The following is a 14007-nucleotide window of genomic DNA, read 5'->3' as shown; positions in this document are numbered from 1 at the left end:
GGCAATGCCCCGGGGCGGTCCCGGCTCAGGGCCAGAGCTGTTCCCGGTGCCACCCGTCGGAGGTCCGGCGATAGCGCAGCCGGACGTGCCGCCGGGATGCGTCACCCTGCCAGAATTCGACGCTGTCCGGGGCCACGGCATAGAGGACGTGACTGGCCGGGACGAAATCCGGATGCTCGGCGAGCAGTCGCTCCGCTTCGGCGGCGGCCAGGCCCACGTCGGCCGGGTCGGCGATCACGTCGCTCTGCGCGCTGTTCAGGGTGGCCAGCCGGCTCCCCTGGGGGCGGCCGAGGAAGTCCGCGGCGGCGGCCTCCGGGCCGAGGTCGACCACGGTGCCGCGGACCCGGATCTGCCGGCCCTGCTCGTGCCAGTGCAAGCCGAGGGCGGCGGCCGGGTTCGCGGTGAGCTGCCGGCCCTTGGCGCTGGTCCGGTTCGCCACGAACTGCCAGCCCCGGGCGTCCAGGTCGCGCAGCATCACCACCCGGGTGTCGGGCCGGGCCTGCTCATCGACGGTGCTGAGGAACATGGTGTGCGGCTCGCGCACCCCGGCGACCACCGCCGCCCCGAGCCAGCACCGGAACAGCTGGAACGGGTCGTCCGGGGTGTCGCCCGGGTCGAAGCGGGGCAGGTCGCCCGCCATGACCGGCAGGCTCCGCAGCAACCAGCCGATGTCCCCCATCAGCTCGCGGCGTCGAAGCGGCCGCGCACGCCCTCGGCCAGCTCGGTGCTGAGCGCCCGCAGGCGGTCCAGCCCGGCCGTGCGGTCGGGCGCCTCCAGCACGCAGCGGATCAGCGCGCTGCCCACGATCACCCCGTCGGCGAAGGCGGCCACCTCGGCGGCCTGCGCGCCGTTGCCGACGCCCAGCCCCACCCCGACCGGCAGGTCCGGGTCGATCGCCCGGATCCGGGAGACCAGGTCGGGCGCCTGCGAGGAGACCGTCTTGCGGGCGCCGGTGACGCCCATCAGCGCGGTCGCGTACACGAAGCCCCGGCAGTTGCCCAGGGTCATCGCGATCCGCTCGTCGGTGGAGGACGGGGCGACCAGGAAGGTGCGGTCGATCCGGTGCCGGTCGGAGGCGGCGATCCAGTCGCCCGCCTCGTCCGGGATCAGGTCGGGCGTGATCAACCCGGTGGCCCCGGCCGCGGCGAGGTCGCGGGCGAACGCGTCCACCCCGTACTTCTCGATCGGGTTCCAGTACGTCATCAGCACGACCGTGGCGCCGGCCGAGGCCACCGCCTCGATGATCTTCAGCGTGTCCCGGGTACGGACCCCGCCGGCCAGCGCGATGTCACTGGCCTTCTGGATCACCGGGCCGTCCATCACCGGGTCCGAGTACGGCAGCTCGACCTCGATCACGTCGCAGCCGGCCTCGTGCATCGCGATCATCTGCTCGATGCTGTAGTCGATCGTCGGGAAGCCGGCCGGCATGCAGCCGACCAGCACCGCGCGGTCCTCCGACCGGGCCTTGGCGAAGGTCTCGGCGATGCGCACGGTGCCGCTCACGTGTTCTCCCCGGGGACGACCGTCTCGACCGGGTCGAGGATGCCGAAGTACGCGCCGGCGGTGTGCACGTCCTTGTCACCGCGGCCGGACAGGTTGACCACGATGGTCGGGGTGCGGCCCAGCTCCTCGCGCAGCCGCGGGGCGATCTTCGCAACGCCGGCCAGCGCATGCGAGCTCTCGATCGCCGGGATGATCCCCTCGGTGCGGCAGAGCAGCTGGAACGCGGCCATCGCCTCGGCGTCGGTGACCGGCTCGTAGCTGGCCCGGCCGGTGTCGTGCAGCCAGGCGTGCTCCGGGCCGACGCCCGGATAGTCCAGGCCGGCCGAGATCGAGTGTGACTCGACGGTCTGCCCGTCCTCGTCCTGCAGCAGGTAGGTGCGGTTGCCGTGCAGCACGCCGACCGACCCGCCGGTGATCGACGCCGCGTGCCGGCCGGTCTCCACGCCGTCGCCGCCGGCCTCGAAGCCGTACAGCCGCACCGCGGAATCCGGCACGAACGCGTGGAAGATGCCGATCGCGTTGGAGCCGCCGCCGACGCACGCCGCGACCGCGTCCGGCAGCCGGCCGATCTGGTCCAGGCACTGCTGCCGGGCCTCGACGCCGATCCCGCCCACGAAGTCCCGGACGATCTCCGGGAACGGGTGCGGGCCGGCCGCCGTGCCGAGCAGGTAGTGCGTGGTCTCGACGGTGGAGACCCAGTCGCGCAGCGCCTCGTTCAGCGCGTCCTTCAGGGTGCGCGAGCCGTTGGTGACCGGCACCACGGTGGCGCCCAGCATCCGCATCCGGGCCACGTTGAGCGCCTGCCGCTCGGTGTCGGTCTCCCCCATGTAGACCACACACTCGAGGTCGAGCAGGGCGGCCGCGGTCGCGCTGGCCACACCGTGCTGGCCGGCGCCGGTCTCGGCGATCACCCGCGGCTTGCCCATCCGCTTGGCGAGCAGCGCCTGACCCAGCACGTTGCGCACCTTGTGGGCGCCGGTGTGGTTCAGGTCCTCGCGCTTGAGCCAGATGTCGGCGCCGAGCCGCTCGGACAGCCGCGTCGCCCGGTAGAGCAGCGACGGGGTGCCCGCGTAGTTCAGCAGCAGATCCGTGAACTGCGCCTGGAAGGCCTCGTCCACCTTGGCCGAACGGTAGGCCGCCTCCAGCTCGTCCAGCGCCTTGATCAGCGCCTCGGGGACGAACCGGCCGCCGTACCGGCCGAAGTGGCCGGCCAGGTCGGGCAGCGTCGGGACGGTCATCGGACCGGCCTCGGGGTCGCCGGATGGTTGCCGGCGTTGACCAGCTCGGCCACCGCGTCCCGCGGCGACTTCTGGGTCACCAGGCCCTCGCCGACCAGCACCGCGTCGGCGCCGGCCGACGCGTAGCGGATCAGGTCGTGCGGGCCGCGGACGCCGGACTCGGCGATCTTCACGACGTTCTGCGGAAGGCCGGGGGCGATCCGCTCGAAGACCGACCGGTCCACCTCGAGGGTGCGCAGGTCACGGGCGTTCACGCCGATCACCTTCGCGTTCGCCTCCAGGGCGCGGTCCGCCTCCTCCTCGTTGTGCACCTCGACGAGAGCGGTCATCCCCAGCGACTCGATCCGCTCCAGCAGGCCGACCAGCGCGTTCTGCTCCAGCGCGGCGACGATCAGCAGCACCATGTCGGCGCCGTGCGCCCGCGCCTCGTGCACCTGGTAGCTGGAGATCACGAAGTCCTTGCGGAGCACCGGGATCTTGACCGCGGCACGCACCGCGTCCAGGTCGTCCAGCGAGCCGCCGAACCACCGGCCCTCGGTGAGCACGCTGATGCACCGGGCGCCCCCGGCCGCGTACTCCCCGGCCAGCTCGGCCGGGTCGGGGATGTCGGCCAGCGCGCCCTTGGACGGCGACGCCCGCTTCACCTCGGCGATCACCGCCACGCCGGGCTTGCGCAGCGCCGCGTAGGCGTCGATCGCCGGCGGCGCGGCCGCCGCGAGCTCACGCACCTGCTCCAGCGGTGTCCGCGCCTGGCGTGCCGCCACATCCTCGCGCACACCGGCGAGGATCTCCTCGAGAACGTTCTGCGGCCGCACGGGTCCGCCACTGCCCGCTTCCGCCTGATCGGATGTCACCGTAATGACTCCCCTCTCCGGGTGTCTTCGGCCCGATGCTAGGCGGCCAGGCCTCTCCCCGGGCTCCCGGGGTATGGCGCGCCTCACGAGGTGGACTGGGGCATAATGCCAGGCTGCCCGCTTCGGCTGTCACGTCGCTCACATCCGGCGAGCGGCCCTCCCCCGCGTGTGCTGGGACCCCTCCCCCGATCGGCCCACCCCCACGCAGCGTTGACACGGGCGTCACCGAGCGGAAATACGACTCCGGCATCGTATGTCTCGGGCAGACTTGTCCACGGCGTCGACGGCGCCGCCACCCGGACGATGATGCGGAGTCGACCAATGGCCACTGATCAGAACGGTTTCGCCGAGGTTTCGCGGGCCCTCGTCGCCATCGCCGCTGACGTCGTGACCGGCGTGCAGCGCGTGGTGGTGGGTCCGGACAACATGCGCACCGCGCGGGACAACGCGTGGTCGGCCATCGAGGCCGACCGGGCGCGGGCCGCGGCCCGCGCCGAGACCAGCCGGGCGGTCGCCGCCATGCTGGCCTCCGGCCGGACCCGACGGACGGTCGCGGCCACCCGCCACCGCACCCGGCAGGTCGCCGCCACGGTCCGCTGATGATGCGGAAAGTCTCTTAAGCGGTCGGATCGTCCCCGCGGTCCAGCGCGTCCCAGACCGCCCGGTTGCCGTCGGGCGCGGAGACCGCGCTGACCTGCGGCTTGCGCTCATATCGGGCGGACATCGCGGCCCACTCGTGGCCGTGGCGGGCGGCGAGCACCCCGCCTGCCGCGACCACGAGGCCGCCCAGCACCGCCGTGACCGCCCAGACGACCGCCCCGGCGCCGGCCGCACCGACCGGCATCCCGGCGCGGGCCAGCAGCGCGCCCGCCGCGATCCCGGCGCCCGCGGCGGCCAGCAGGACGCCCAGCGCCCGCCGGGCCACCCCCCGGGTGGCCAGCAGGGCGCCGGCCCCGGCCAGCGCGACCACGGCCAGCCCGATCAGCCACGGCTGGTCGTCGGCGCCGGTGCGCCCGGTGCTCAGATCGGACAGGCCGGGGCGGTGTTCCACGGTCAGCGACCACGTCCGGGTGACGGCGTACAGCGTCAGCCCGGCCCCGGCCAGGCACCCGAGCACCGACGCGGCGTGCGAGCGGCGGCTCATCGGGCGGCGCGCCGGGTCTCCGCGGCGGCGATCGCGGCCAGCACGGCGGCCGCCTTGTTCCGGGTCTCCTGCTCCTCGGCCACCGGGTCGGAGTCGGCGACGATGCCGGCGCCGGCGCCGACGTACGCCACCCCGTCCTTGACCAGCGCGGTCCGGATGGCGATCGCCATGTCCATGTCCCCGGCGAAGCCGAAGTAGCCGACCGTGCCGCCGTACAGCCCGCGACGTGTCGGCTCCAGTTCCTCGATGATCTCCATGGCCCGCACCTTGGGCGCGCCGGACAGCGTGCCGGCCGGGAACGTCGCGGCCAGCGCGTCGAACGCGGTCCGGTCCGCGCGCAGCCGGCCGACCACCGTGGAGACGATGTGCATGACGTGGCTGTACCGCTCGATCCGGGCGAACTCCGGCACCTCGACGCTGCCCGGCTCGCAGACCCGGCCCAGGTCGTTGCGGCCCAGGTCGACCAGCATCACGTGCTCGGCGCGCTCCTTCGGGTCGGCCAGCAGCTCGGCGGCGAGCGCGGCGTCCTGCTCCGGGGTGGCGCCGCGCCAGCGGGTGCCGGCGATCGGGTGCAGCAGCGCGGTCCGGTTCGCGCTGACCTTGAGGTGCGCCTCCGGCGACGAGCCGACGATGTCGAAGTCGTCGAAGCGCAGCAGGTACATGTACGGGCTCGGGTTGGTCGCCCGCAGCACCCGGTAGATGTCCAGCGCGTTCGCGTCGGTCGGCCGCTCGAACCGCTGGGCCACCACGATCTGGAAGCACTCGCCGGCCCGGATCGCCTCCTTGGCCTGCTCCACCGCTTTCTGGTAGTCGCCCGGCGCGGTCCGGCTGACCGGCTCGCCGGGCGGGCGGCGCTCCACCGTGGAGACCATCGGCGGGGTGGGCCGGGACAGCGCGGTGGTCATCGCGTCCAGCCGGCCGACCGCGTGGTGGTACGCCGCGCGCCGGTCCGCCTCGCTCGCGTCCTCGGCCAGCACCGCGTTGGCGACCAGCAGCGCCGAGCCGTCGTGGTGGTCGAGCACCACCAGGTCGGTGGCGAGCATCATGCCCAGCTCGGGCAGCGGCACGTCGTCGGCCGCGGTGGCCGGCAGCCGCTCGAAGCGGCGGACCAGGTCGTAGCTGAGATAGCCGACCATCCCGCCGGTCAGCGGGGGCAGGCCGGCGTCCGGAACGGCGCCGCCGGTCAGCGCGGCCACCGTCGCCCGCAGCGCGGCCACCGGGTCACCGTCCAGCGGCACCCCGTCCGGCGGCGTGCCCAGCCAGGCCGCCTGGCCGTCCCGCTCGACCAGGGTGGCGGCGCTGCGCACCCCGATGAACGAATACCGCGACCAGGCCAGGCCCTGCTCGGCCGACTCCAGCAGGAAGGTGCCCGGGCCGCCGGCCAGCTTGGTGTAGACGCCCACCGGCGTCTCCCCGTCGGCCAGCAGTTTCCGGGTGACCGGCACGACCCGGCGGTGGATCCGGACGAACGCCGCCTCGTCCGGAAGGGTCGCTCCGCTGGTCACTGGCCCTCCCGAGGCAGCTCGTCGAAGAAGCAGTTGTGCGCTCCGGTGTGGCACGCCGCCCCGGTCTGCTCGACGGTCAGCAGCAGCGCGTCGCCGTCGCAGTCCAGCGCCACCCGGCGGACCCGCTGGTGGTGCCCGGAGGTGGCGCCCTTCACCCAGTACTCCCCGCGGCTGCGCGACCAGTAGGTGGCCCGGCCGGTGGTCAGCGTCCGATGCAGCGCCTCGTCGTCCATCCAGGCCAGCATCAGCACCTCGCCGGTGCCGTGCTCCTGGACGATCGCGGCGACCAGGCCGTCGGGGGTGCGTTTGAGCCGGGCGGCGATCGACGCGTCTAGTGAGGTCTCTGCATCTGACACGATCACGATTCTCCCCCACCGCCGGCGCCACCCGGCACCGGCCGGGGAGGGGCCACGATCCGGGCACAGGGGATGTGCCGGGCCGATCGGGACGGTACCGTCGGCGGGGCGCCGCACCGCCACAGATGCCCCGGCGCCCGCCGCCGGTGTGTCTGCGCAGCTCCTGGCCTCGGTGGCGCGCCTCGCGACGGGAGTGGTCACATGGAGCCGACGTCCAGCCCCGACAACCCCCGGCCGGCCCCGGGACTCGCCCGTTTCTGGCAGGTCCGGCCCCACCCGGACAGCGCCGCGGAGATCCCGGTGGCCGCCCCGACGGAGCACCGCCGGCCGGTCGACCCGCTGGAGCTCGGGCTGCCCACCGACCTGCTGACCGGCGCATCCATGGCGTTCAGCGTGCGTGGCGCGTCCCCGTTCGGCCCGGTCGCCGCGGCCGACGGGCCACACGGCGCCAACGGCTCCGCCGGGGAACCGGGCGATCCGCCGGCCGGCGATCCGTTCGGCCTGAACCGGGCCGCGAGCCGGGGCCCCGGCGCCGCCCGGGGTGACCACAGCGGCCGCCCGCCGGCCCGTTCCCGGCACGGCGATTCTGATCACTCGACCCCTTCGGACCCTGAACCGGAGGGCACCCAGGACGTAGAGTCCCAGGAGCCCGCGGCCGGTTCACCCGTCCGGGAGACCTCTTTCGGGGGATTCCGGCTCGGCGGCACCGGGCGCTTCCTCTTCGGCGGACGGACCCACGACGCGCAACCGGGCGTCAACGGGCACGGCCCCGCGGAGGAGTCATCGGCCGCGGAGGAGACTCCCGGCGACGCTCAGGTCGCCGAAGCACCGGTCGACGAGGAGTCCACCGGGACCGCTCCGGAGGACGAGCCGGCGGACGACGCTCCGCCGGAGGCCGGGCAGGACACCGCCGACGCGGCGGAACGCGACGAGAACGGACGTGAGCACATGAACGGACGGGCAGGAGCCCCCGGGTACGCCCAGGCCCCCGACATGCCGGGCCCGGCGGAGGCACCCGCGGCGGACGGCCCGCTCGACGACGCCGCCGAGCCGCACCCGGCCGCCGGCTGGGCGTCGGTCCCGGTGCCGCCGCCCACCTCGGGCGCGCCGGCCGGGTCCACCGGCCCGGTCTCCGGCGCACCGGTGTCCCCCGGCTACGCCCCGGCGCCGTACCTGGCCACCGACTTCACCCCGGACCACCCGGCGGTCCCGGAGCCGACGGCCGCGGAACAGCCGGCCCATGACCCGGCCGCGTCGGCCGCGCCGGTCTCCCCCGCGCAGCCCGGCTTCCCCCCGTTCCCGCCGGCGCCCCCGGCCACCGGCTCGGCCAGCGTGCCCGCTCCCGACCTGCGGTTCCCGCTGCCGCCGGCCGCTCCGCCGACGCCGGCCACGCCGCAGATCCCGGCCAGCCGCACCCCGGTCGACCAGCCGCCGGCCGCCCCGGACACCAGCTTCGCGTTCGGCTCGCCGGCCACCACCGGTTACAGCCTGGGCCGCTCCGGCGAGGTGTACGGGGTCGCCTCGGTCACCCCGGCCGGCCCGTCCGCGCCGCAGCCCGGCTCGGTCACCCCGCCGCCGCTGGAGTTCCAGCCGTTCCCGGAGTCCGGCCTGAGCGGCATCTCGGTCGGCACCGGCCGCCGCGGCCGCACCGACGACGCCCCGCACGGTGCTCCGGACGGGACGCCGCTCGACGGGACCCCGCTCGACGGTGCCGCCGACACGACCCGCGGCCTGGCCGACGAGACGCTGCGTGGCGCGTCCGGCAATGCCGGCCGTGGGCTGATCGACGACGTCTACCGCGTCCCGGCGCCTGACGCCCCCCGCGGCCTGACCGATGAGGCCCTGCGCAGCCTCGCCGACGGCGAGCTGAACCGCGGTCTCACCGACGGCGAGCCGGGCCCCGCCGCCCGTCGCTCGGCCAGCCTGGAGGACGCCGAGCCGGTCCGCCGCCCGGGTCGGCGCGCCGTGCCCGACACCGACGACACCGGCCTGGACGGCGCCGCCGGCGACGAGGAGAGCGCGGCGGTCATCCGCCCCACGGTCTGGGACGAGGACGCCGCCCGCCACTTCCGCGCCGCCTGGCACGAGGTGAAAGCGGAGTTCGTCGACGACCCGGTCAACGCCCTGACCAGGGCACACGACCTGCTCACCGACGCGGTCAACGAGCTGACCGAGGTCCTGCTGGCCGAACGCGACGACCTCGACCCGCTGCGCGGCACCGACACCCCGGACACCGAGAGCATGCGGATGGCGATGCGCGGTTACCGGGAATTCCTGGAGCGCATCCTCTCCCTGTAAGCAGTTCGTCGCAGAGACGCGAGAAAAGCGGGCGGCCCGGGCAGCGGGCCGCCCGCTTTTCTCGCTGCCCGCTTCACCGCGGCATCGGTGAGCGGGGCGGGATCCCACCGCCCGGCAGCGGCAGTGGGTGGGCGACGGGATCCCGGGTCAGGCGGCGCAGCGGCGGCAGAGGATGGGGTGCAGGAGGTGGGCGAGGTCCTGCCGGTCGCTGACCGGGCGGGGAAACGCCAGCCGGGCGCTGCGGCCGTTCAGACGGACCACGAACCCGTAGCGGTCCATCCGCACCACGCGCGGCTCGTCGCCGGGATGCGCGGCGGGGCCCAGCTGACGTCGTACGTAATCGCCCATCTCGGCGGAATGATGGTCGGCGAGGTCAGCGATCAGATCGAATTCGACGGCGCGCAACGGATCGGGCGCCGCCGCGGCGTAGTCGTCAGGGTCGATCTCGACCAGGTGCCCACCGCGCTCGAAGCGCACCTCGGCCACGTCCAGCCGGTAGATCGCCTGTGTCCCGCCCACGTCGAGCAGGTCCCCGCAGGCATCCGTGTCGGCGTAGTCGAGGGCCGCGGCCCGCTCCTCGTCGCCGTCGAGCCGGGCCGCCCAGCCGGACACCCAGACCCGTCCGATCACCGGCGAGGTCACCATCGGCGGCACGTCCCGGATGTCCAGCACCAGCGCGGCGTCGTCGTTGCCCGGCTGCGGCCGCAGCGCGGCGGCCAGCGCGCTGCCGGCCGGCACCAGGAGCAGCGGCCGCCCCTGCGCGTCGGTGACGTGCCGGACCGGCAGCGGCCCGGGGTGGCAGGCGATGTGGGCGACGGCGGGCAGGTGACCGGCGGCGAGGGTTCGCGCGATCTCGGCGGGACTGGGTTGCATGACGAGCACCTCCGGGCACCGGTTAGGCTTACCTAAGTTAGGCAAGGCTAACCGTAACAGGAGAACCGCGTTGAACAACTCCCGACCCAAAGCGAAGCTGTCCCGGGCGCTGGGCATCCCGCTGACCCGCAAGTGTGTGAAGTACTTCGAGCGGCGCCCGTTCCCGCCGGGCGTGCACGGCCGCGGCCGGCGCAAGAGCTCGGACTACCAGGTCCGGCTGCTGGAGAAGCAGCGCCTGCGGCACCAGTACAACATCAGCGAGGTGCAGATGCGGGCCGCGTACGACGCCGCCCACCGGGCCGGGGGCAAGACCGGCGAGAACATGGTCACCCTGCTGGAGCGCCGGCTGGATGCCACCGTCTACCGGGCCGGGCTGGCCCGCACCATCTACCAGGCCCGCCAGCTGGTGGTGCACGGCCACTTCACGGTCGACGGCAGGAAGGTGGACCGGCCCGGCTACCGCGTGCAGCCCGGTCAGGTGATCGAGGTGCGCGAGTCCAGCCGGCAGAAGCCGCCGTTTCAGATCGCCGCCACCGGCGCGCACCTCGACGGGCCGACCGCGCCCTACCTGTCCACCGCCCTGGCGGAGCTGCGCACCACGGTGGTGCGCGTCCCGCAGCGCACCGAGGTGCCGGTCCTCTGCGACGAACAGCTGGTCGTCGAGTACTACGCCCGCTAACTGCGGGTCTGTTCCAACCAGCTGGCATAGAGCTTCGCGTAGGTCGAGCCCTCCTCGGCCACGAGCCGGGCATGCGGGCCGCGTTGCACGACGCGGCCCGCGTCCACCACGATCACCTCGTCGGCGGCCTGGGCGGTGGACAGCCGGTGCGCGATGGCCACCGTCGTCCGCCCGCGGGTGACCAGGTCCAGCGCGTGCTGCAGGCGCACCTCGGTGGCCGGATCGACCGCACTGGTCGCCTCGTCCAGGACGAGCAGGTCGGGGTCCGCCACGTACGCCCGGACCAGCGCCACCAGCTGCCGCTCGCCGACGCTGAGCGCCTCTCCGCGCTCCCCCACCGGGGTTTGCAGGCCGGCCGGCAGCCCGGCCAACCAGTCGCCGAGCCCGAGCTCGGCGAAGGCCGCGGTGAGCTGCCCGTCGGTCAGCGACGGCTCGGCGAACCGGATGTTCTCCGCGATCGTCGCGTCGAACAGGAACCCGTCCTGCGGCACCATCACCACCCGCGACCGCAGCGACGAGAACCGCACCGAGGTCAGCGGCGTACCGGAGAGCAGCACCCGCCCCTGCGCCGGATCCATCAGCCGGGTCAGCAGCTTGGCGAACGTGGTCTTGCCGCTGCCGGTCTCGCCCACCACCGCATACTTGCGCCGGGCCGGCAGATCCAGGTCGACGCCGGCGAGCACGATCGGACCGCCCGGATAGCGGAACGACACGTCGGCGAAGCGCACCGACAGCGGCCCGGCGGGCAGTTCGACACCGCGGTCGTCCGGGTCGGCGACGTCCGGCTCGACGTCCAGCACGTCCAGGATGCGGCGCCAGCCGGCCACCGCGTTCTGCGCCTCGTTCAGCATGTCGGTGGCGATCTGCACGGGCTGGATGAAGAGCGTGACCAGGAACAGGAACGCGGTCAGCTGCCCGACCGTGAGCTTCCCGTCCACGCCGAGCCAGACCCCGGTCACCACCACCCCGGCCAGCGCCAGACCGGCCCCGATCTCGCCGCTGGAGAAGCTGGTCACGCTGGTCCGCAGGGCTTTCTGCTGGGCCACCCGGAGCGAGTCGATCGAGGTGTCCAGCCGGGCCTGGGTGCGGCCGGCCACCCCGTACGCCCGGATCACCGTGGCGCCCACGACGCTCTCCGCGACCGCGCCCAGCATCACGCCGGTGCGCTCGCGGGACGCCTGATAGACCGCGCGCAGCCGCCGCTGGAACAGGCGGCTCACCCCCAGGGCCGGCCCGAAGGCGAGGAGAACCACAAGGGCCAACTGCCAGCTGTACGCGAACATCACCGCCGCCGACACCAGAAGCTGCCCGGCCGCCAGCAGCAGCTGCACCCCGCCGGTCTGCAGGAACTGGGAGATCTGGTCGACGTCGCTGGTCACCCGGGACACCATCGAACCGCGCCGCTCGGACTGCTGGTGCAGCATCGACAGGTCGTGCACGTGCCGGAAGGTCCGCGACCGCAGCCCGCCCAGCGCGGTCTCGCTGACCGTGAACAGCCGCCGGGTCATCAGATAGCCGCAGAGCGTCGAGATCAGCAGCGCGCCCAGGGTCAGCCCGACGATCCGCACCACGACACCGACGTCCGGGCCGCCCGGGGCGCGCACCCCGTGGTCGATGCCCTGCTGCACCGCGATCGGCACGGCCACCCGCCCGGCCATCTGCAGCAACGCCAGGACCATCGTGCCGCCCAGCCCGGTCCGCAGCTCCGGCGAGAGCGCCAGCCCGCGCCGGATGGTGGCCAGCGTCCCCTCGGCGCTCATCGCCGCTCCTCGGCCTTCTCGTATGCGGTGACCAGCTCGCGATAGCCCTCGTGCGCCGCCATCAGCCCGGTGTGCGTCCCGGTCGCCACCACCCGCCCGCGGTTCAGGTAGACCACCTCGTCGGCGAGCGCGATGGTGGCCCGCCGATATGCCACCACCAGGATCGACGCGCCGGCGTCCGCCCCGCGCAGCGCGCCGAGCACGGCCGCCTCCACCCGCGGGTCGACCGCGCTGGTCGCGTCGTCGAGCACCAGCAGCCGCGGCTTGCCGGCCAGTGCCCGGGCCAGGGTGAGCCGCTGCCGCTGCCCGCCGGAGAGCGACGTGCCGCGCTCGCCGACCGGGGTGTCCAGCCCGGCCGGCAGCCCGTCGACGAACCGGGCGGCCTGGGCCAGTTCCAGCGCCGTCCGGACCCGCGTGTCGTCCACCTCCGGCCGGTCCAGGGCGATGTTGCCGCGCACCGTGTCGTCGAAGACGAACGGGATCTGCGGGACCAGCGCGGTGGACCCGGCCAGCGCGGACAGCGCCAGGTCGGGAAGTTTCACGCCGTCCACGGCGACCGTGCCGGACTCCGGGTCGACCAGCCGGACGGCGAGCGAGGCGATCGTCGACTTGCCCGAGCCGGTCGCGCCGACCAGCGCCACGGTCCGGCCGGCCGGGACGGTGAAACTCACGTCGTGCAACACCTCGGGGCCGTCCGCGTACCGGTAGGAGACCCGGTCGAAGCGCAGCTCGGCGGGGCCGGTGCCGGGCAGCGTGCCCTCGCCGTACGCCAGGTCGCCCTCCGCGCCGAGGACCGCCTGGACCCGGTCCCAACCGGCCACGCTGCGCGGCAGCTCGCCCACCACCCAGCCGATCGCGCGCACCGGGAAGGCCAGCACGGTGAACAGGAACGCGACACTGACCAGGTCGGCGACCCCGATCGCGCCGGACCGCAGCCGCCAGGTGCCGAGCAGCAGCACGGCCAGCGTGCCCAGGCTGGGCAGGCTGTCCATCAGCGGGTCGAACAGGCCGCGGAGCCGGCCGACCGCGATCAGCGAGTCGCGCAGCTCGTCGACGAACACCCCGAACCGGCGGGACTCGTCGGCCTCCCGGCCCATCGTCTTGACCACCAGGGCGCCGTCGAAGCTCTCGTGCGCGACCGCGCTGACCGTGGCCCGGTTCTGCTGGACCCGGATCTGCCGCGGCGACATCCGCCGGGAGTAGACCAGGTTGAGCCCGAACAGCGCGGGGAACAGGGTGGCTCCGACCAGGGCCAGCACCCAGTCGGTGAGGAACAGCGAGACCAGCGCGCCGGCCAGCATCACCACGGTGCCGACCGCGAACGGCAGCGGCGCGATCGGCGCCCAGGCGGCCTCCACGTCGGAGTTCGCATTGGACAGCAGGGTGCCGGTGGCGTGCCGCTGGTGCCAGGCCGGCGGCAGCGACAGGTAGCGCCGGGTGACCGCGGCCCGGTACCGCGCCTGCAGCCGGAACTGCATGTACCCGGCGCCGAGCCGGCGGCCGAAGATGCTGGCCACCCGCAGCGCGCTGACACCCAGGAAGATCGCGGCGACCAGGCCGAGCCGGCTAGCGGTGGCCCGGTGCTCGGCGAAGGCGGGCACGACGACATGGCCGATCACCCAGCCGACCACGTATGAGTTGGCGATGATGAGCAGCCCGAAGAGGCTGCTGCCGATCGTGCCGACGGTGAAGAGCCGAGGCTCCGTGCGGATCGCGTGGCCGAGCACCCGCAGACCCCGTCCCAGCACGTCACGGCTGGCGCTGCTGGTCAATTTCCTACCTGACTGGTAAGCATTG

At 74.1% G+C, this 14007-nt stretch carries 13 protein-coding genes; 3 read left to right on the top strand and 10 right to left on the bottom strand.

What is annotated here, in order from left to right:
- Window positions 1-25 precede the first annotated feature (25 nt).
- Genes ACSP50_RS08620 through trpC form a run of 4 tightly spaced genes read right to left on the bottom strand, consistent with a single transcriptional unit; the run spans window position 26 to window position 3595 of the window.
- Entirely contained in the window at window positions 26-679 is a 654-nt protein-coding gene (locus ACSP50_RS08620; protein ID WP_014688779.1) for a pyridoxal 5'-phosphate synthase, read from the bottom strand.
- Window positions 679-1503, bottom strand: a complete 825-nt coding sequence (gene trpA, locus ACSP50_RS08615) for a tryptophan synthase subunit alpha (RefSeq protein WP_014688778.1) — start codon at window positions 1501-1503, stop codon at window positions 679-681. Before trpA ends, ACSP50_RS08620 begins: the two co-directional genes overlap by 1 nt.
- Entirely contained in the window at window positions 1500-2741 is a 1242-nt protein-coding gene (trpB, locus tag ACSP50_RS08610) for a tryptophan synthase subunit beta (protein ID WP_014688777.1), read from the bottom strand. Before trpB ends, trpA begins: the two co-directional genes overlap by 4 nt.
- Window positions 2738-3595, bottom strand: a complete 858-nt coding sequence (trpC, locus tag ACSP50_RS08605; protein WP_014688776.1) for an indole-3-glycerol phosphate synthase TrpC — start codon at window positions 3593-3595, stop codon at window positions 2738-2740. The genes trpB and trpC overlap by 4 nt, the downstream gene beginning before the upstream one ends.
- A 321-nt stretch (window positions 3596-3916) precedes the next feature.
- Between trpC and ACSP50_RS08600 the strand changes: the two genes are divergently transcribed.
- Window positions 3917-4195 (top strand): hypothetical protein, encoded by a 279-nt coding sequence (locus tag ACSP50_RS08600; protein WP_014688775.1) that lies wholly within the window; start codon window positions 3917-3919, stop codon window positions 4193-4195.
- Between the two features lie 16 nt (window positions 4196-4211).
- Here ACSP50_RS08600 and ACSP50_RS08595 read toward each other — a convergent pair whose 3' ends face one another.
- Genes ACSP50_RS08595 through hisI form a run of 3 tightly spaced genes read right to left on the bottom strand, consistent with a single transcriptional unit; the run spans window position 4212 to window position 6600 of the window.
- Window positions 4212-4739: a Trp biosynthesis-associated membrane protein gene (locus tag ACSP50_RS08595; RefSeq protein WP_014688774.1), complete on the bottom strand. Its 528-nt coding sequence runs from the start codon at window positions 4737-4739 to the stop codon at window positions 4212-4214.
- Window positions 4736-6244, bottom strand: a complete 1509-nt coding sequence (locus tag ACSP50_RS08590) for an anthranilate synthase component I (RefSeq protein WP_014688773.1) — start codon at window positions 6242-6244, stop codon at window positions 4736-4738. Before ACSP50_RS08590 ends, ACSP50_RS08595 begins: the two co-directional genes overlap by 4 nt.
- Entirely contained in the window at window positions 6241-6600 is a 360-nt protein-coding gene (hisI, locus tag ACSP50_RS08585; protein WP_014688772.1) for a phosphoribosyl-AMP cyclohydrolase, read from the bottom strand. Before hisI ends, ACSP50_RS08590 begins: the two co-directional genes overlap by 4 nt.
- 201 nt (window positions 6601-6801) lie before the next feature.
- Between hisI and ACSP50_RS08580 the strand changes: the two genes are divergently transcribed.
- Window positions 6802-8898 (top strand): hypothetical protein, encoded by a 2097-nt coding sequence (locus ACSP50_RS08580; RefSeq protein ID WP_014688771.1) that lies wholly within the window; start codon window positions 6802-6804, stop codon window positions 8896-8898.
- 147 nt (window positions 8899-9045) lie between these two features.
- Here ACSP50_RS08580 and ACSP50_RS08575 read toward each other — a convergent pair whose 3' ends face one another.
- Entirely contained in the window at window positions 9046-9771 is a 726-nt protein-coding gene (locus ACSP50_RS08575) for a DUF2470 domain-containing protein (protein WP_014688770.1), read from the bottom strand.
- Between the two features lie 70 nt (window positions 9772-9841).
- Between ACSP50_RS08575 and rpsD the strand changes: the two genes are divergently transcribed.
- Window positions 9842-10450, top strand: a complete 609-nt coding sequence (gene rpsD / locus ACSP50_RS08570) for a 30S ribosomal protein S4 (RefSeq protein ID WP_014688769.1) — start codon at window positions 9842-9844, stop codon at window positions 10448-10450.
- Here the strand turns inward: rpsD and ACSP50_RS08565 are convergent.
- On the bottom strand, window positions 10447-12210 hold the full coding sequence (locus ACSP50_RS08565; protein ID WP_014688768.1) for an ABC transporter ATP-binding protein: 1764 nt from the start codon (window positions 12208-12210) through the stop codon (window positions 10447-10449). The genes rpsD and ACSP50_RS08565 overlap by 4 nt on opposite strands.
- Window positions 12207-13982 (bottom strand): ABC transporter ATP-binding protein, encoded by a 1776-nt coding sequence (locus ACSP50_RS08560; protein WP_172898735.1) that lies wholly within the window; start codon window positions 13980-13982, stop codon window positions 12207-12209. The genes ACSP50_RS08565 and ACSP50_RS08560 overlap by 4 nt, the downstream gene beginning before the upstream one ends.
- Window positions 13983-14007: the final 25 nt, after the last annotated feature.

Source organism: Actinoplanes sp. SE50/110, assembly GCF_900119315.1.
Classification (GTDB): Bacteria; Actinomycetota; Actinomycetes; order Mycobacteriales; family Micromonosporaceae; genus Actinoplanes.
The sequence above is the reverse complement of the archived record's forward strand: the minus strand, read 5'-3'. Positions and strand labels throughout refer to the sequence as shown.

Coding starts and splice junctions, on each gene's coding strand:
- ACSP50_RS08620 (WP_014688779.1), bottom strand. CDS start 679: ATGGGGGACATCGGCTGGTTGCTGCGGAGCCTGCCGGTCATGGCGGGC.
- trpB (WP_014688777.1), bottom strand. CDS start 2,741: ATGACCGTCCCGACGCTGCCCGACCTGGCCGGCCACTTCGGCCGGTAC.
- ACSP50_RS08600 (WP_014688775.1), top strand. CDS start 3,917: ATGGCCACTGATCAGAACGGTTTCGCCGAGGTTTCGCGGGCCCTCGTC.
- ACSP50_RS08595 (WP_014688774.1), bottom strand. CDS start 4,739: ATGAGCCGCCGCTCGCACGCCGCGTCGGTGCTCGGGTGCCTGGCCGGG.
- ACSP50_RS08580 (WP_014688771.1), top strand. CDS start 6,802: ATGGAGCCGACGTCCAGCCCCGACAACCCCCGGCCGGCCCCGGGACTC.
- ACSP50_RS08575 (WP_014688770.1), bottom strand. CDS start 9,771: ATGCAACCCAGTCCCGCCGAGATCGCGCGAACCCTCGCCGCCGGTCAC.
- ACSP50_RS08565 (WP_014688768.1), bottom strand. CDS start 12,210: ATGAGCGCCGAGGGGACGCTGGCCACCATCCGGCGCGGGCTGGCGCTC.